At 63.3% G+C, this 15,391-nt stretch carries 16 protein-coding genes; 4 read left to right on the top strand and 12 right to left on the bottom strand.

The genetic code is table 11. The features are described 5' to 3' along the window. Window positions 1-7: 7 nt before the first annotated feature. From APH35_RS18495 to APH35_RS18465, 7 genes are all read right to left on the bottom strand, one after another. Window positions 8-373 (bottom strand): Na+/H+ antiporter subunit G, encoded by a 366-nt coding sequence (locus APH35_RS18495; RefSeq protein ID WP_012271510.1) that lies wholly within the window; start codon window positions 371-373, stop codon window positions 8-10. Further along, window positions 370-648 (bottom strand): K+/H+ antiporter subunit F, encoded by a 279-nt coding sequence (locus tag APH35_RS18490; protein WP_003250109.1) that lies wholly within the window; start codon window positions 646-648, stop codon window positions 370-372. Before APH35_RS18490 ends, APH35_RS18495 begins: the two co-directional genes overlap by 4 nt. Then, the gene (locus APH35_RS18485) at window positions 645-1,133 is read right to left on the bottom strand and encodes a Na+/H+ antiporter subunit E (protein ID WP_012271511.1); all 489 of its coding nucleotides are present in this window, start codon (window positions 1,131-1,133) and stop codon (window positions 645-647) included. The genes APH35_RS18490 and APH35_RS18485 overlap by 4 nt, the downstream gene beginning before the upstream one ends. Further along, the gene (locus tag APH35_RS18480; protein WP_012271512.1) at window positions 1,130-2,809 is read right to left on the bottom strand and encodes a monovalent cation/H+ antiporter subunit D; all 1,680 of its coding nucleotides are present in this window, start codon (window positions 2,807-2,809) and stop codon (window positions 1,130-1,132) included. The genes APH35_RS18485 and APH35_RS18480 overlap by 4 nt, the downstream gene beginning before the upstream one ends. Continuing rightward, window positions 2,806-3,150 carry a Na+/H+ antiporter subunit C gene (locus APH35_RS18475; protein WP_003250128.1) on the bottom strand — a complete coding sequence of 115 codons (345 nt, stop codon included), beginning with the start codon at window positions 3,148-3,150 and terminating at the stop codon, window positions 2,806-2,808. Before APH35_RS18475 ends, APH35_RS18480 begins: the two co-directional genes overlap by 4 nt. Next, window positions 3,150-6,065 carry a monovalent cation/H+ antiporter subunit A gene (locus tag APH35_RS18470; protein ID WP_012271513.1) on the bottom strand — a complete coding sequence of 972 codons (2,916 nt, stop codon included), beginning with the start codon at window positions 6,063-6,065 and terminating at the stop codon, window positions 3,150-3,152. Before APH35_RS18470 ends, APH35_RS18475 begins: the two co-directional genes overlap by 1 nt. Before the next feature lie 149 nt (window positions 6,066-6,214). Beyond that, a complete protein-coding gene (locus APH35_RS18465; protein WP_060492963.1) occupies window positions 6,215-7,165 on the bottom strand; it encodes a DMT family transporter in 951 nt (316 codons plus the stop codon). 85 nt (window positions 7,166-7,250) lie between these two features. Between APH35_RS18465 and APH35_RS18460 the strand changes: the two genes are divergently transcribed. Next, window positions 7,251-7,814, top strand: coding sequence for a helix-turn-helix domain-containing protein (locus APH35_RS18460; protein ID WP_041166446.1), 564 nt, complete (start codon window positions 7,251-7,253; stop codon window positions 7,812-7,814). Between the two features lie 49 nt (window positions 7,815-7,863). Here the strand turns inward: APH35_RS18460 and APH35_RS18455 are convergent, their stop codons facing one another. Further along, window positions 7,864-8,412: a cysteine hydrolase family protein gene (locus tag APH35_RS18455; RefSeq protein ID WP_012271516.1), complete on the bottom strand. Its 549-nt coding sequence runs from the start codon at window positions 8,410-8,412 to the stop codon at window positions 7,864-7,866. Window positions 8,413-8,494: 82 nt separating this feature from the next. Here APH35_RS18455 and APH35_RS18450 point away from each other — a divergent pair, with 82 nt between their 5' ends. Together APH35_RS18450 and APH35_RS18445 are read left to right on the top strand one after the other, a co-directional pair. Continuing rightward, window positions 8,495-9,487 carry a GlxA family transcriptional regulator gene (locus APH35_RS18450; protein WP_041166447.1) on the top strand — a complete coding sequence of 331 codons (993 nt, stop codon included), beginning with the start codon at window positions 8,495-8,497 and terminating at the stop codon, window positions 9,485-9,487. 81 nt (window positions 9,488-9,568) lie between these two features. Next, the gene (locus APH35_RS18445) at window positions 9,569-9,949 is read left to right on the top strand and encodes an antibiotic biosynthesis monooxygenase (RefSeq protein ID WP_060492961.1); all 381 of its coding nucleotides are present in this window, start codon (window positions 9,569-9,571) and stop codon (window positions 9,947-9,949) included. Here APH35_RS18445 and APH35_RS18440 read toward each other — a convergent pair. Both APH35_RS18440 and APH35_RS18435 read right to left on the bottom strand, forming a co-directional pair. Next, window positions 9,928-10,698 (bottom strand): alpha/beta hydrolase family protein, encoded by a 771-nt coding sequence (locus APH35_RS18440; RefSeq protein WP_060515235.1) that lies wholly within the window; start codon window positions 10,696-10,698, stop codon window positions 9,928-9,930. The two genes, APH35_RS18445 and APH35_RS18440, sit on opposite strands and share 22 nt — an antisense overlap. Then, complete coding sequence (locus APH35_RS18435; RefSeq protein WP_012271520.1) at window positions 10,682-11,800, bottom strand: DUF3182 family protein; 1,119 nt, start codon at window positions 11,798-11,800, stop codon at window positions 10,682-10,684. Before APH35_RS18435 ends, APH35_RS18440 begins: the two co-directional genes overlap by 17 nt. Window positions 11,801-11,986: 186 nt before the next feature. Between APH35_RS18435 and APH35_RS18430 the strand changes: the two genes are divergently transcribed. Then, window positions 11,987-13,795 carry an aminopeptidase P family protein gene (locus APH35_RS18430; protein WP_060515234.1) on the top strand — a complete coding sequence of 603 codons (1,809 nt, stop codon included), beginning with the start codon at window positions 11,987-11,989 and terminating at the stop codon, window positions 13,793-13,795. 39 nt (window positions 13,796-13,834) lie between these two features. Here the strand turns inward: APH35_RS18430 and APH35_RS18425 are convergent, their stop codons facing one another. Beyond that, a complete protein-coding gene (locus tag APH35_RS18425) occupies window positions 13,835-14,116 on the bottom strand; it encodes a hypothetical protein (protein ID WP_012271522.1) in 282 nt (93 codons plus the stop codon). Window positions 14,117-14,306: 190 nt separating this feature from the next. Then, window positions 14,307-15,194: a threonine/homoserine exporter RhtA gene (rhtA, locus tag APH35_RS18420; RefSeq protein WP_060515233.1), complete on the bottom strand. Its 888-nt coding sequence runs from the start codon at window positions 15,192-15,194 to the stop codon at window positions 14,307-14,309. Window positions 15,195-15,391 lie beyond the last annotated feature (197 nt).

Here is a 15,391-nt window from a genome sequence, read left to right as displayed (position 1 = left end):
CAACCCTTCAGTTACCTCGGTCGCTGCCGCTGCTGACCTCTTCAGGAACCGGCTCTTTCGACATGCGCTTGCGGAACAGCGCCGCCCGCGCCAGCAGTAGCGTGGTGACCGGCACGGTGATCGACAGCAGTATCGGGATCAGCCAGGCATGCAGCACCGGGGCGTCCTTGAGCCACGAGAAATAGATGATCGAGGCCAGTGCCACGCACCAGGCGCCAATGGTCGAGGCCAGTGCGGGCGGGTGCATGCGTTGGAAGTAGTCTTTCAGGCGCACCAGGCCTATCGCACCGATCAGGGCGAACAGGCTGCCGGTCAGCAGCAGCGCGGCGGTGACCAGTTCCAGCCAAAACGGCAGTACCAGGGTTTCAGTCATTCGATCACCTCACCGCGCAGCAGGAACTTGGCCAGGGCAAACGAGCCGACGAAGCCGAACAGCGCAATCAGCAGGGCACCCTCGAAATAGGTGTCACTGGCATAGCGGATACCCAGCACCAGCATGGTCAGCATGGCCAGGATGTACAGGTAGTCCAGCGCCAGCACACGGTCCTGGGCGGATGGGCCACGGAACAGCCGGATCAGCGCCAGGCCCATGGCCAGGGCGAAGATGAACAGGCTGGCGAGAACAGCATTGGCGAGCAGGCCTGTCATTGGAAAATCTCCATCAGCGGGCGTTCGTAGGTGTCCTTGAAGTGTTGGATGAAGGCCGCTTCATCCTCCAGGTCGAACACGTGCAGCAGCAAGACACTGCGGTCCAGCGCCAGTTCGGACCAGACGGTGCCCGGTACCACCGTGGTAATCATCGACAGCGCTGCCAGGCCGTGCGCGTCGCGCAGTGCCAGCGGTATGTGGACGAACGCGGAGCGTGGAGGCTGCTTGCCGGCACGCAGCACGCCACGAGCAACCAGCAGGTTGGAGATGATTACATCCAGGCCGACCCGGGCGATCAGCCTGGCGATGACCAGTGGCCGGCGTACGTGGGCATGCTGCGGACGCAGGGGCGCCATCAGCAGCGGCGCCAGCACGCCGAGTGCGGCGCCTAGCAGCAGGTTGCCAGGGCTTACCGAGAGGTTCAGCAACAGCCACAGGCCGAACAGCGAGACCGACAGCAGTGGGGCGGGGAACAGTCGGTTCATGGCTGCACCTGTACGTCGAGCGTGGTGGGGCCAGGAATCGGCCGGGCGGCCATCACGGCTTCGATATAGGCGTCCGGGGCCTGCAGGCTGGCAGCTGTGTCCTGGGTGTAGCGCAGCAACGGCTCGGCCTTGAGGCTGAGTATGATGCACAGGCCGAGCAGGATGACGATTGGCAGGCACTCATAGCGGCGCAGTACCGGCGAGGGCCGTTCTTCGGGTTTCCAGAAACGCTGGATGCCAACGCGGCCGAAGGCGATCAGCGAGGCCAAACCGGAGAGGATCAGCAAGGCCACGAGACCCCAGCCGGCCACACTCAGCGGCTGTTCGGCGGGCACGCCGAGGCCCAGTGGGTTGAATAGCGCGCTGATAAGGTTGAGCTTGGCGACAAAACCCGACAGCGGCGGCATGCCGATGATCAGCAGCGCACAAGCGATGAAGCTGAGGCCGAGGAAGGCCATGGTCCACGGGATGATCTGGCCGATCACCGCCTTCTGCTCATCGTCGAGGTTGATGCCTTTGGGCGGGTGCAGCGATTCCAGCGGTGGGGGCATGGCGTCTTCTTCTTCGTCCAGCGGTGCTTCATTGGCCGAGCGCGAACGCTCGACCAGTTCAGCGAGCAGGAACAGTGCGCACAGCGCGAGGGTCGAGTTGACCAGATAGAACAACGCCGCGCCGGTCAGCGCCGACTGGGCAAAGCCGACGGCGCCGAGCAGGGTGCCGGCCGAGACCAGTATGCTCAGGGCCGCCATGCGCTCCAGGCGCTGTGCGGCAAGGATCGATACTGCTGCCACCGCCAGAGTGACCAGGCCGCCGTACACCAGCCACTCGCCGCCGAAATGCGCCGAGGCTCCGGCCTGCCCGGAGAACAGCAGCGTCCACAGGCGCAGCACGGCGTACAGGCCGACTTTGGTCATGATGGCGAACAGCGCAGCCACCGGCGCACTGGCCGAGGCGTAGGCTGGCACCAGCCAGAAGTTCAGCGGCCAGATACCGGCCTTGACCAGGAAGGCCATGGCCAGGATTGCCGCGCCGGCATGCAGCAGGCCACGGTCGGCCTCCGGTACCAGTGGAATCTTCAGTGCCAGATCGGCCATGTTCAAGGTACCGGTCACGCCATACAGCATTGCTGCGCCGATCAGGAACAACGATGAGGCGAACAGGTTGATGGCGATGTAGTGCAGGCCGGCGCGCACCCGAGCGCGACCCGAGCCATGCAGCAGCAGACCATAGGAGGCGGCCAGCAGCACTTCGAAGAACACGAACAGGTTGAACAGGTCGGCGGTGAGGAAGGCCCCGTACAGGCCCATCAGCTGGATCTGGAACAGCGCATGGAAGCTGGCCCCGGCGCCGTCCCAGCGGGCACGGGCAAACAGTAGCGCACTGAAACCGATGACCCCGGTCAGGGTCAGCAAGAGCGCAGACAAGTGGTCCACCACCAGCACGATGCCGAATGGCGCCGGCCAGTTACCCGGCAGGTACACGCCTATCGACTCTGCCTGGCCCTGGGTCCGCACCCACAGCAGCAGAGAGACCGCGATGACCAGGCCGGCGAAGGTTGACAGCAGGTTCAGCCTGGCCTTGATATGCCTGTGCTTTTCACCCAGCAGCAACATCACCGATGCAGTAATCAGCGGCAGCAGAATGGGGGCGACGATCAGTTGACTCATGCCACTCATTCGTCACGCTCCCGGCCATCCACGTGGTCGGTACCAGTCAGGCCACGCGAGGCCAGCAGCACCACCAGAAACAGCGCAGTCATGGCGAAACTGATGACGATGGCGGTTAACACCAGCGCCTGCGGCAGTGGGTCGGTGTAATGCAGCAGGTCCTGAGTGACGCCGTCCTTGATGATCGGCTCCTTGCCAATGAACAGGCTGCCCATGCTGAAAATGAACAGGTTGACCCCGTAAGACAGCAGGCACAGGCCCATGATTACCTGGTAGGTACGCGGGCGCAGGATCAGCCACACCCCCGAGGCGGCCAGCACGCCGATGGCGACTGCAATCACTTCTTCCATCAGGCGGCTCCTGCTTGGCTGGTTTTCGCCGGGTTGCCCGGGCGGTAGGCGCGCACCGACTGGTGCGCCAGGGCCGTGAGGATCAACAGCGTCGAGCCGACCACCACGGTGTACACGCCGACATCGAAGAACAGCGCGCTGGCCACGTGCACGTCACCGAGCAACGGCAGGTGCAGGTGGGCGGTATGAGTGGTGAGGAACGGATAGCCAAGCAACATGGCACCGACTCCAGTCAGGGTCGCGCACAGCAGCCCGGTGCCCATCCAGCGCAGCGGCCGCAGGCTCATCTGTGCTTCGACCCACTGGGTGCCGGCCACCATGTACTGCAGGATGAACGCCACCGACATCACCAGGCCGGCAACAAAGCCACCGCCCGGCTGGTTGTGCCCGCGCATGAACAAGTACATCGACACCAGCAGGGCGATCGGCAGCAGCAGGCGCACCAGTACCGCCGGCACCATCATGAAACCGAGTGCGGTGTCGGTGGCGTGCCGCGGGTTGATCAGGTCGGTGACCACGTCGGGCGCCAGCTGGCGCTGCTGCGCCGGCAGTTGCATGCTCTCCTTCGGTGGGCGGAAGCGCCGCAGCAGGGCGAACACGGTCAGCGCCACGGCCACCAGCACGGTAATTTCACCGAGGGTATCGAAGCCGCGGAAGTCGACCAGCATGACATTGACCACATTGGTACCACCGCCCTGAGGCAGCGCCCGACTCAGGTAGAACGAGGAAATATCGTTGGGCGTCGGCCGGGTCAGCATCGCGTAGGACAGCACGGCCATGCCGCCCCCTACCAGCACCGCCAGCAGCAGGTCGCGCAGGCGGCGCATGCGCGCGCGCTCCAGGCTGCCGGGCAGCGGCGACACACCTTCGATCCGCCGCGGCAACCAGCGCAAGCCGAGCAGGATCAGCACAGTAGTCACCACTTCCACCACCAACTGGGTCAGGGCCAGATCGGGCGCGGAGAACCAGACGAAGGTGATGCAGGTCATCAAGCCGCAGACGCTGACCATGATCAGTGCTGCCAGACGGTGGTATTTGGCCTGGTAGGCGGCGCCGATGGCGCAGGCAATGGCGATCAGCCACAGGGCGACGAACACACCCGAGCCCGGAATCTTCGGCCGGTCGCCCCAGCTCAGGCCGCTGTAGAGCATGGGCGTGAGGCCAGCAAGAAACGCGGCGACGACCAGCATGAACAGCTGCGACTGCAGGCGACGGGTGGTGAACAGGCGCTCGATGCGACGTGCCAGCAGCATCAGGTGCACTTGGCCGTGCTCGAACAGGCGCTTGCCGTTGAAGCGCTCGATCAGCGGTGGGTAGGGGAAGCGGCCCAGGCGCAGCTGCTTGCGCAGCAGCAGGTACAGGACGATGCCGCCGCTCATGGCCACCAGGCTCATGATCAGCGGTGCGTTCCAGCCATGCCAGATGGCCAGGCTGTATTCCGGCAGTGTGCCGCCTACTACCGGCAGGGCCGCAGCGGCCAGCAGCGGGCCGACCGACTGAGCAGGGAAGATGCCCACTACCAGGCAGGTGAGCACCAGCAGCTCGACCGGCGCACGCATCCAGCGTGGCGGCTCGTGCGGGGTATGGGGCAGGTCCTGGGCTGGCGGCCCGAAGAACACATCGACCGTGAAGCGCAGGGCATAAGCCACGCTGAAGGTACCGGCCAGGGTGGCGATCACCGGCAACGTCGTTTCGACCCAGGCGGTGGAGCTGATGAATACGGTTTCGGCGAAGAACATTTCTTTCGACAGGAAGCCGTTCATCAACGGGACGCCGGCCATCGAGGCACTGGCCACCATGGCCAGGGTGGCGGTGTATGGCACCAGGCGGATCAGGCCACTGAGGCGGCGGATGTCACGCGTACCGCTTTCGTGGTCGATGATACCGGCGGCCATGAACAGGGAGGCTTTGAAGGTGGCATGGTTGAGAATGTGGAACACGGCGGCAACGGCCGCCAGCGGGCTGTTCAGGCCTAGCAGCAGGGTAATGAGGCCCAGGTGGCTGATGGTCGAATAGGCCAGCAGGCCCTTGAGGTCGTTCTGGAACATGGCGGCGAAAGCGCCGAGCAGCAGAGTGAGGGCGCCGGCGCCGCCGACGATCCAGAACCACTCATCGCTGCCCGACAGCACCGGCCAGAAGCGCGCCAGCAGGAACACGCCCGCCTTGACCATGGTGGCGGAGTGCAGATAGGCCGATACCGGGGTGGGCGCTGCCATGGCGTGGGGCAGCCAGAAATGGAAGGGGAACTGTGCGCTCTTGCTCAGGGCACCGATGAGGATCAGGGGCAGCAGCACCGGGTACAGCGCATGCTGGCGGATGGTGTCGCCGGCAGCCAGGACCTTGTCCAGGTCGTAGCTGCCGACCACATGGCCTAGCAGCAGGGCCCCTACCAACAGGCACAAACCGCCCGCGCCGGTGACCATCAGCGCCATGTAGGCGCCGCGGCGGGCGTCGGCGCGGTGGTGCCAGTAGCCGATGAGCAGGAAGGAGAACAGGCTGGTGAGTTCCCAGAAGAACACCAGCTGGATCAGGTTGCCGGAGATCACCAGGCCGAGCATGGCGCCCATGAAGGCCAGGAAGAAGGCGAAGAAACGCGGTACCGGGTCTTGCGGCGACATGTAGTAGCGGGCATACAGCGACACCAGCGTACCAATGCCCAGCACCAGCAACGAGAACAGCCAGGCAAAGCCGTCCATGCGCAGCACCAGGTTCAACCCCAGGCTGGGCAGCCACAGGAATTCTTCGCGAATTACGCCACCGTGGGCAATCTGAGGGTACAGAAGTGCTACCTGGACGGTACCGACCAGGGCTACGAGCCCGGCAAGAATGGACTCGGCGTTACGTGCGTTGTGCGGCAGCACGGCTGCCAGGCAACTGCCCACGAACGGCAGAAGCAGTAGCACTATCAAAGACATAGCGGCCTATTCTGGAGAAGTTTGCAAAGATCATACGTGCCGAGTGGATGATCACCAACACGCAAGCTGTCGCAGAATCCTACAAACAGGCTGTGACAAGCTGTTTTTTTATAACAGTTTTTTACAAAGCATAGTCGTAGTTGGCGGCTTTACAGCCCTGCCTGGCGCTCGCCTGAATTTTGCACGTCCCGTGCGGCATCGACTTCGCGCGGGCGGCGCACCTTGAGTTCGCTGACCACCACCGCGATCACGATCAGCAAGCCGCCAAGCAGCGCCACGCCCGGCAGGCGCTCGCCGGCTAGGCGCCCGACGATACCGGCCCACACCGGTTCACCGGCATAGATGAGGGTCGCGCGGGTGGGGGAGACCGACTTTTGCGCCCAGTTCATTGCCACCTGAATGACTGCGCTCATGGCGCCCAGGCCCACTGCGCTGGTCAGCAGCAGCCAGGAGAAGTCGGGGATGCGCTCCTGGGTCGGCACGATCATCAGGAACGCTAGCAGTGAAGCAGTCGCCAGCTGCACGACGGTGACCCGTCGCACATCGACCTGGCCTGCATAGCGGCTGATCAGGATGATTTCGCCTGCAATGGCCACCGCGCTGACCAAGGTGACCAGTTCGCCTTCGCTGAAGTGCAGGCTGCCGCCTTCGGGCCCGGCCAGCAGCATCAGGCCGATGAACGCCAGGCAAATGCCGATGCTGGGCATCAGGCCAGGCCGCCGGCCCAGCACCAGCCACTGCAGCAGCGGCACGAACGGCACGTAAAGTGCGGTGATGAACGCCGACTGGCTGCTGCTGATGGTTTGCAGGCCCATGGTCTGCAAGCCGTAGCCGAGCATGATCGACACACCGATCAGCATGCCGGCCTTCAGTTCGGTAAAGGTCAGCCCAGGCAGCGCTCGTGCCGACACCACGGCTACGAACAGCGCGGCTGCCGCAAAGCGCAGGCCGACGAAGAACATCGGGCCGCTGACGGTCATCACGTTGTGCACCAGCAGGAAGGTGCCGCCCCACAACATGGTGATGAACACCAGCACCAGTTCGGCCTTGCTCAGGCGAAAGGTAACGGTGGAGGTCGACTTGCTGCTGGGCTGGCTCATGGTCTTGCACACTCGGCGGGGGGCGGCGCACAATCGCCGCAAAAGTGGGCAGTATACTGCGCAATCTTGACCAGTGAGCAATATAGTGCACAAAGATTCTTTGCACCGGGCATCGGTGCTGCAACATGTCAGCCTCAATGTGCGCAGCCTGCGCAACGCTGCCGGAATGAGCCAGACGGCGCTTGCCGAGCGCTCCGGGGTCAGCCGCCGCATGCTGGTAGCGATCGAGGCGGGCGAGAAGAATGTCAGCTTGACCACCCTGGACTTGATCGCTGAAGCCTTGGGCGTGGCCTTCAGTACCCTGATCCAGGCGCCAGACCTGCGCGACCCCGGGCGCATCGAAGAGCTGGCCTGGGCTGGCGAACATCCGCAGAGCAGGGCGGTGTTGCTTGGCACCAGTGCGGCACGGCGCGAGGTGGAGCTGTGGGAGTGGACCCTCGCACCGGGCGAGTGCTATTCCAGCGAGGCTGATGCCGAAGGCTGGAGCGAGCAGATTTATGTGGCCGAAGGGCAATTGACGCTGATCATCGAAGATGTCGAGCATCGCTTGCAGGTGGGGCAGTTCCACGTGTTCCCCAGCAATTGCCGGTATGCCTACCGTAACGATGGCGCGGTGGCGGTGCGGTTTGTGCGCAATGTGGTGATTTGAGCTTGCAGCTTTAGGGGCTGCACAGCAGCCCCCAAAGCTCTCGAGCTGATCAATCTTTCAGCAGTTCTTCGGTCTTCACCACCTTGGCGTAGGCAAACGCCAACGCCGCCATCGCCGAATCATGCACCTGCGCCGCCGGCACCTGCTTGCCGTCGAATTCCAGTGGTAGGGTCGCGCAGGCATCGTGCGCCACGGTCACCGTATAGCCCAGATCTGCCGCGGCGCGGGTAGCGGCGTCGATGCACATGTGGCTCATGCTGCCGGCAATGGTCAGGGCCTCGACACCATGCCGGTCCAGCGTGTGCTCAAGCTCGGTGCCTAGGAAGGCATTGACCTTGTGCTTGAGCACCACCGGCTCGCCTTTTACCGGCGCGACCTTGGAGTGGATGGCCGCACCCTGCGAGCCTGGGGCGAAGAATGGCGCATCGGCGCTGTCGAACTCATGCCGCACGTGCACCACCAGGTCGCCACGCTGGCGCGCTGCTGCCAATAAGCGTGCAGCGTTGTCGGCCGCCTGGTCGGCGCCATCAAGTGTCCACTTGCCGCCCGGGAAGTAGTCGTTCTGGATGTCGATGATGATCAGTGCCTGCTTGCTCATGCTGCCTCCTGTGGCAGTAGTCGTGGATAGACGTTAGTTATAGGCTGTGTGCACTGACATGAGGATTGGCGCGAACGACACTATGCGGGCAAAAACTGACACCCCAGCCAGCCTGGACATCGGTCTGCTGCTGTACCCCGGCGTGCAGCGCGCCGCCGTGCATGGGCTGGCCGACCTGTTCCTGGTGGCCAACCGGGTTGCGGCCGAGCTGGGTGGCGTTGGGTTGCCGACTATTCGCGTCAGCTTCTGGCAGGCAGATGAATTGGGACGATTGCTGCCTGCCCCGGATAGCCCGGCTGATGCCGGGCTGGGCTTGCGCGTTTTGATCATTCCGCCGAGCCTGGAGTCGGCTCCGCAAGCCGAGCTGCTCGAACGTCACCGCGCGTTGCTGTGCCAACTGCACGTGCAGGGTACGGTGCTGGCGTCAGTATGTATCGGGGTGTTTTTCATTGCCGCCAGCGGCCTGCTGGACGGGCGCCCGGCCTGCACCCACTGGAACTATGTACAGGCGCTTGCACAGCGCTTCCCCAAGGTGCGGGTAGAGGCCCAGCAGCCGTTGCTGGATGACGGGGACATCGTGACCTCGGCCGGGCTCATGGCCTGGACCGACTTGGGCTTGCGCCTGCTGGAGCGCTTTCTGGGGGCTACGGTGGCACGGGAGACCGCCCGCTATCTGGCCGTCGATCCGGTCACGGCGACGCTGCCCGGGGCTGTATTCAGCCCGCGCCTGGATCACGGTGACGAGGCCGTGCTGAAAGTACAACACTGGTTGCAGGGCAATGGTGGGCAGGATGCCGACCTGGCCGCGATGGCTGCCTGCGCGGGGCTGGAGGCGCGGACCTTCTTGCGGCGATTTCGTGCTGCTACCGGGCTACGCCCGACCGAGTACTGCCAGCAGGTCAGGGTAGGGCGGGCGTGCCGTTTGCTGGAGTTTACCCGGCGCAACGTCGAACAGATCGCCTGGGGTGTGGGCTACCAGGATCCGGGCGCCTTTCGCAAGGTGTTCCAACGCGTCACCGGCTTTACCCCGAGCGACTATCGGCGGCGGTTTGCGGTGTCCGATCAGGGTATGTAGAAACCACTTGACCTTGACTTTGCTTGAGGTTTTACCCTGCTCGGCATCGCGCTGCATGCGTCCTTATCCAGGAGACCGTCGATGTCGGCAAACGCTCATGCCTTGTGGTTCACCCAGATGATCGAATATGAAGTGCCCAGCGTGTGCCAGCACGCACTGGCCCAGGCCCTGGTGGCGCGTAGCGAAGTGTTGGCCACGCGTTGCGAAGGCTTGCAGGGTGTGAGCATCCAGGCCAGTGACGATGGCAGCCGGGTGTTGCAGTACCTGCAATGGCAGTCACGCCAGGCCTGGGCGGAGGCGGCAGTGCACTTCGTCGAAGAATCGTTCCTTGACCTGCTGGGGCAGCATCAGGCCCGGGGCGTCAACTTCGCCGCCTACCAGGCCCTGCGCAGTCTGGTGCGCGGCACGGATGGCGGCCTGCATTGCCAGGTGGGCGAGCCTCATGCATACCAGGGTGCATAGTGCGGGTAGCGGTCCAGACGGGCACCGATGACCATTTCGCCGATCCATGCCGCCAGGATCGAGCTGTAGGCTTTCTGGCTTTCTTCGCTGGACAGTGCGTGGTCGGCGCCGTCGACAATGCGATGGGTGAGCGAGTGGGCACTGATGAACGCGGAGCGGTAGCTCATCAGTGTACTGTGCGGTACGTAGTCGTCCTGCTCGGACTCCACCAGCAGTACATCCCCGCTGAATTCGGCGCAGGCGGCCAGCGCGCGGTTGTCCGCCGGGCCGAGCGGGCGTCGGCGGTAGTCGTTCAGGCGTTGACGGTCGAGCGTTTGCTTGGGGCTGCCCCATTCATCGTCCCAATACATGGCAGGTACCCGCAGGGCCAGCCATCTGACTGACCGTTCGCGGGTCAGCAGGGTGGCCAGGTAACCGCCATAGCTGCTGCCGATGATGGCGATGGCGCTGCTATCGACGGCCGGGTGACTGACCAGTCGATCGTAGGCCGCCAGCAAGTCCTGCAAGTTTTGCTCACGCGTGACCGTGAGGCGCTGGCTCTCGGTTTTTTCGTGGCCGCGCAGGTCGAACGTCATGCACACGCAACCCAGCCCGGTAATATGCCGGGCGCGGGCGAGGTCGCGTTGCTGGCTGCCGCCCCAGCCGTGGACGAAGAGAATACCTGGCATCTTGCTGCCCGGGCTGACCAGGGTGCCGACGATACGATCATTTTCGACCTGCAGTTCAACGGTTTCACTCTGAATGGTCATGTTCGCGAATCCGCGCAAATTTGCTGAGTTGTCCGAGTTCACTGTCGTTTCCTTGGTAGAAGAGGGTGGCGTCAGTGGGCAGGTCGGGGGTGCCGAACACTTCATGGGTGGAGGCTCGCACCCGCTGTAATGCCGGGTCATCGGCAAAAGCCTGCAGGGCCAACAGCTCGGCGCTGCTGGCACCGCCCAGGCGCCAGGATTGTTCGAGTACGCCGCTGCGCAGGTGGCCCTGCGAATCGAGGCCGCGGGCGATGTCGTAGTTGCGCCGGGAGGCAATGAAACCAGGGAAGTGCTGCTCGGCAGCCTGCTCGTAGGTGATGGCCTGGTTGATGGCCAGTCGCAGGTGTTCTTCCATGGGGAGCTGGAGGAGTGCCTGGTAGTCGCCGCGTACCACCACCAGATCGGAACCTCCGTACACCTCGGTGCCTTGATGGTCGCGGGTCAGTTGTTGAGTGCCGTGATAGCTGCAGGTCAGGCCGGCGACGCGCACCTGGCCGACGCTGAAGGTTTGCACGTCGCTCAAGTCCTCTTCGAGTACTAGCCCCCACCGTGCCAACTGCTGGTCGTCCATGGCGGCCAGCAGGGGCTCCAGCGCGTCTGCCAGGGTGATGACTTGCTGCCCGCGCCCTGCGCAGGCCAACACGGGCTTGACCCGCACGGGGCCGTCGAGCAGCAGTAGCTGTGCAGCAGTGCGCGCATCGGCTTTGCTGAATACGGTATAGCCGCGCAGCAAGGCGTCACTGGCCTGCCGGGCGAAGTCATCGGTCCAGCCCGGCGGAAAACTGGCCCCGGCCGGTAGCGGGTGAGAGATCGCCTTGGTTGCCATGTAGGGCTGGTCGACCAGCCCGCCAAACAGATCCTGCTCGCTGCGGATACCTCTAGCGGCCTGACGTCTGGCGTCGATCAGGGTTTCGGTGGGCAGGTAGTAGTAGCCATCGACGGCGGTTGCTGAGGGGGTGGGTTTCACGTGCGGGCAGCCCAGCAGGCCGGCCAGGCCATCGGCAAGCTTGAGGTGCACGGCATGCTCATGTTCGGGGGTGTGATCGCGGGTATCGAGCAGCACCACGCCGGCTTTCGGTTCGCTGGCACTGGGCATGGTCATTTGCCTGTGTGCAATGAATGTACTGTGTGTGAAGCCGGTGCCTTGGGTAAGTTCAGCAAAACTGGATCGGTGGTCCAGGCCCAGCTGTAGGAAGTGTCCTGTTTGTGCAGCGGCGATTGCAGGGCTCTGGCGGCTGTTCCATTATCGGTGTATTGGATCAATTCTGATGTAACCGCAGGAGAGCGCATGAACGTCCAGACCACCCTTGAGCAAAGCGTGCCACAGCGACTGGCGCACGTGCGCGAGGCCATGGCGGCAGGGGGCATCGATGCCTTGCTGGTACCCTCGGCCGACCCTCATCTTTCCGAATACCTGCCCGGTCACTGGCAGGGGCGCCAGTGGCTGTCGGGGTTCCATGGCTCGGTCGGTACGCTGGTGGTCACCTCTGGGTTCGCCGGGCTGTGGGTCGATAGCCGCTACTGGGAGCAGGCGGATCACGAGCTGGCGGGCAGCGGCATCGAACTGATGAAACTGTTGCCAGGCAAGCCAGGGGCGCTGGAGTGGCTGGGTGATAACGTCAAGCCCAACGGTAGCGTCGCGGTAGATGGTGCGGTCATGGCCCTGGCTTCGGCGCGCCAGCTAGGTGAGCGGCTGAAGGCACGTGGGGCGCGGCTGGTGACCGACAAGGACCTGCTGGCCCAGGTCTGGGACGGGCGCCCGGCGCTCCCAGCCAACCCTGTGTACCAGCACTTGCCGCCACATGCCACGGTGAGCCGGGCGGAAAAGCTCGCGCAACTGCGCCAGGGCATCCAGGACAAGGGGGCCGACTGGCACTTTATCGCAACCCTCGATGACATTGCCTGGTTGTTCAACCTGCGCGGTAGCGATGTCTCCTACAACCCGGTTTTCCTGGCCTTTGCCTTGATCAACCAGCAGCAGGCCATTTTGTTCGTAGGCCAGGACAAGGTGGATGCGCACCTTCTCCAGGTGCTGGCGGTCGACGGCATCGAGGTGCGCGACTATAGCGAGGCAGGCAAGGCCCTTGCCGCTGTTGCGGCGGGTGGGCGGTTGCTGGTGGATCCTGCCCGTGTCACCTGCGGCCTGTTGGCCAACCTGGCGGCAGAGGTGGTGCTGGTCGAGGGGCTAAACCCCACCACGCTGAGCAAGTCCTGCAAAGGCGGCGATGACTTGGTGCATATCCGCCAGGTCATGGAGCAAGACGGCGCAGCCTTGTGCGAGTTCTTTGCCTGGTTCGAGGCGAACCTTGGGCGAGAGGTTGTCACTGAGCTTACAGTTGACGAGCAATTGAGTGCCGCACGTGCCCGGCGCCCGAATTTCGTGTCGCTGAGCTTCTCGACCATTGCCGCCTTCAATGGCAATGGCGCCATGCCGCATTACCGTGCCACCGAGCAGTCGCATGCGGTCATCGAAGGTGATGGCTTGCTGCTGATCGACTCGGGTGGGCAATACCTGGGCGGCACCACCGACATCACCCGCATGGTGCCAGTCGGTAACCCCAGCCATGCACAGAAGCAGGACTGCACGCGGGTACTGAAGGGCATGATTGCCCTATCGCGTGCCACGTTCCCGCGGGGGGTACTGTCGCCGTTGCTCGACGCTATCGCCCGGGCGCCGATCTGGGCTGACCAGGTCGACTATGGCCATGGCACCGGGCACGGGGTGGGCTACTTCATGAACGTACACGAAGGGCCGCAAGTAATTGCCTATCAGGCAGTGGCTGCACCGCAGACGGCGATGCAAGCGGGCATGATCAGCTCGATCGAGCCGGGTACGTACCGGCCGGGGCAGTGGGGGGTACGTATCGAGAACCTGGTGGTAAACCGCGAAGCGGGCAGGAGTGCGTTCGGCGATTTCCTGTGCTTCGAGACCTTGACCCTGTGCCCGATCGATACCCGCTGTCTGCTGCCCGCGCTGCTGGTAAAGGAAGAGGTGGAGTGGCTGAACGGCTATCATGCCAATGTGCGAGAGCGCCTTGCGCCTCTACTCAAGGGTGATGCACTGGCCTGGCTGGAGGCACGTACTGCGCCGCTGTAAGGCAAATGAAAAAGGGCAGCTTACGAGCTGCCCTTTTCACTACTTGCACATGACGATCATGCTGCGGCTGGTGTACCCCGCCGGGTTGATGCCGAACAAGTAGTCACCGGCCTCTTCATCGCTATCGCCCGAGCGTGCAATGACCCGGTAGCCCCGCGTGCTGCAGGAGCTTGCGGCCTTGCTGTAGCAATTATCCCACGAGGAGGAAAGGCCGGAGCAATTGATATGCAGGCCCTTTTTGCCCCTTTTGACCTCGGTCTTGGCTGTGGCGGCACATCCAGCAATAGCCAAGATGGCCAGGATGAGAAAAATACGTTTCATTCCTGTCCTTAAATGCAGGGCAAATCAGTTGTCACGCCCTGTCGTTATCGCTTCGGTTCTTCCTGAAACTTCCCCAGCTTCCGTGTTCGGTCCAGTAGATAGCGTAAAGATGATGATTCTGTGACAGCTTAATCAGCGAGGCGGGCCGCTACAATCATTAATCCTGTCTCAAATGAAAATATTTCTCATATCAGTCTGCCGCGATGGCCGGTTTGGACGTGTTGCGCATGGACAGGGTGGTGCCGACCGATGCGGTAATGATCGCCAGGATCGCCAGCCACTGTGTAACCGTCAGCACCTCGCCGAGGAACAGCAGGCCGGACAATGCGCCAAATGCCGGTTCGATGCTCATCAGAGTCCCGAAGGTGCGCGCCGGGATGCGCGTGAGGGCAACCATTTCCAAGCTGTAGGGCAGGGCGGTGGACAGCACTGCAACGGCCAGGGCCATCGGGATCACGGCAGGTGTGAGCAGTGCGCTACCAGCGTGGGCGATACCAATGGGGGCGACGAACAGGGCGGCGACTACCACCCCCAAGGCCGCACTCTGGATGCCGTGCTCTGCTCCCGCACGTTGCCCGAACAGGATATATAGGGCCCAGCACACACCCGCGCCCAGTGCATAGGCAGCGCCCAGTGAGTCGAGTGTCTGGCCGCTTTGGCCTGCCGGCAGCAATAGCAGCAAGCCGGCGATGGCCAGGGCAATCCATAGGAAGTCGATCGGTCGGCGCGAGGAGAAAATCGCCACGGCCAGTGGGCCGGTGAACTCCAGGGCCACGGCAATACCGATAGGCAGCGTTTGCAAGGCCATATAGAAGAGGAAGTTCATGCCACCCAGCGCCATGCCGTAGATGACCACGTTACGCAATGTGTTGGCGGTCATGCGTACCCGCCACGGGCGCAGTATAAGGAGCATGATGATGCTGGCGAAGATCAGGCGCAGGGTGGTGGTGCCTTGGGCGCCAATGATGGGAAACATGCTTTTGGCCAGGGAGGCCCCGGACTGAATCGATGCCATGGCGATTAGCAGCAGGCCGATCGGGAAAAGGGTAGCGGCCAGGCTGCGGGGTTGGGTGTTCATTTAGGTGCGGCGATCCTTGGGCGGGTGGGAGGTGAGCAATATAGTGCGCAATTGCAGGGGCGCGTGGTAGCCCTGAGGTGTTTGCAGCAGATATATTTCAAATCATTGAAATTAAAGGTTGACCTCCGTGAAGGCCGCCCTATAATGCGCACCACTCCAACGCGGTAGCGAAGTAAAGCTAGCCACCCTGTTGAGTC

This window comes from Pseudomonas sp. NBRC 111132, from assembly GCF_001320565.1.
In the GTDB taxonomy this organism is placed as follows: domain Bacteria; phylum Pseudomonadota; class Gammaproteobacteria; order Pseudomonadales; family Pseudomonadaceae; genus Aquipseudomonas; species Aquipseudomonas putida_P.
Note: the sequence above shows the minus strand (reverse complement) of the source record. Positions and strands in the feature narration are given on the sequence as shown.

What these genes read in the sequence shown, in the direction of transcription:
- APH35_RS18495 (WP_012271510.1), bottom strand. Translation starts at nt 373, where the DNA reads ATGACTGAAACCCTGGTACTGCCGTTTTGGCTGGAACTGGTCACCGCC.
- APH35_RS18450 (WP_041166447.1), top strand. Translation starts at nt 8,495, where the DNA reads ATGCGGGCAAAAACTGACACCCCAGCCAGCCTGGACATCGGTCTGCTG.
- APH35_RS18475 (WP_003250128.1), bottom strand. Translation starts at nt 3,150, where the DNA reads ATGGAAGAAGTGATTGCAGTCGCCATCGGCGTGCTGGCCGCCTCGGGG.
- APH35_RS18430 (WP_060515234.1), top strand. Translation starts at nt 11,987, where the DNA reads ATGAACGTCCAGACCACCCTTGAGCAAAGCGTGCCACAGCGACTGGCG.
- APH35_RS18435 (WP_012271520.1), bottom strand. Translation starts at nt 11,800, where the DNA reads ATGACCATGCCCAGTGCCAGCGAACCGAAAGCCGGCGTGGTGCTGCTC.
- rhtA (WP_060515233.1), bottom strand. Translation starts at nt 15,194, where the DNA reads ATGAACACCCAACCCCGCAGCCTGGCCGCTACCCTTTTCCCGATCGGC.
- APH35_RS18480 (WP_012271512.1), bottom strand. Translation starts at nt 2,809, where the DNA reads ATGAGTGGCATGAGTCAACTGATCGTCGCCCCCATTCTGCTGCCGCTG.
- APH35_RS18455 (WP_012271516.1), bottom strand. Translation starts at nt 8,412, where the DNA reads ATGAGCAAGCAGGCACTGATCATCATCGACATCCAGAACGACTACTTC.
- APH35_RS18485 (WP_012271511.1), bottom strand. Translation starts at nt 1,133, where the DNA reads ATGAACCGACTGTTCCCCGCCCCACTGCTGTCGGTCTCGCTGTTCGGC.
- APH35_RS18470 (WP_012271513.1), bottom strand. Translation starts at nt 6,065, where the DNA reads ATGTCTTTGATAGTGCTACTGCTTCTGCCGTTCGTGGGCAGTTGCCTG.
- APH35_RS18490 (WP_003250109.1), bottom strand. Translation starts at nt 648, where the DNA reads ATGACAGGCCTGCTCGCCAATGCTGTTCTCGCCAGCCTGTTCATCTTC.
- APH35_RS18440 (WP_060515235.1), bottom strand. Translation starts at nt 10,698, where the DNA reads ATGACCATTCAGAGTGAAACCGTTGAACTGCAGGTCGAAAATGATCGT.
- APH35_RS18465 (WP_060492963.1), bottom strand. Translation starts at nt 7,165, where the DNA reads ATGAGCCAGCCCAGCAGCAAGTCGACCTCCACCGTTACCTTTCGCCTG.
- APH35_RS18445 (WP_060492961.1), top strand. Translation starts at nt 9,569, where the DNA reads ATGTCGGCAAACGCTCATGCCTTGTGGTTCACCCAGATGATCGAATAT.
- APH35_RS18425 (WP_012271522.1), bottom strand. Translation starts at nt 14,116, where the DNA reads ATGAAACGTATTTTTCTCATCCTGGCCATCTTGGCTATTGCTGGATGT.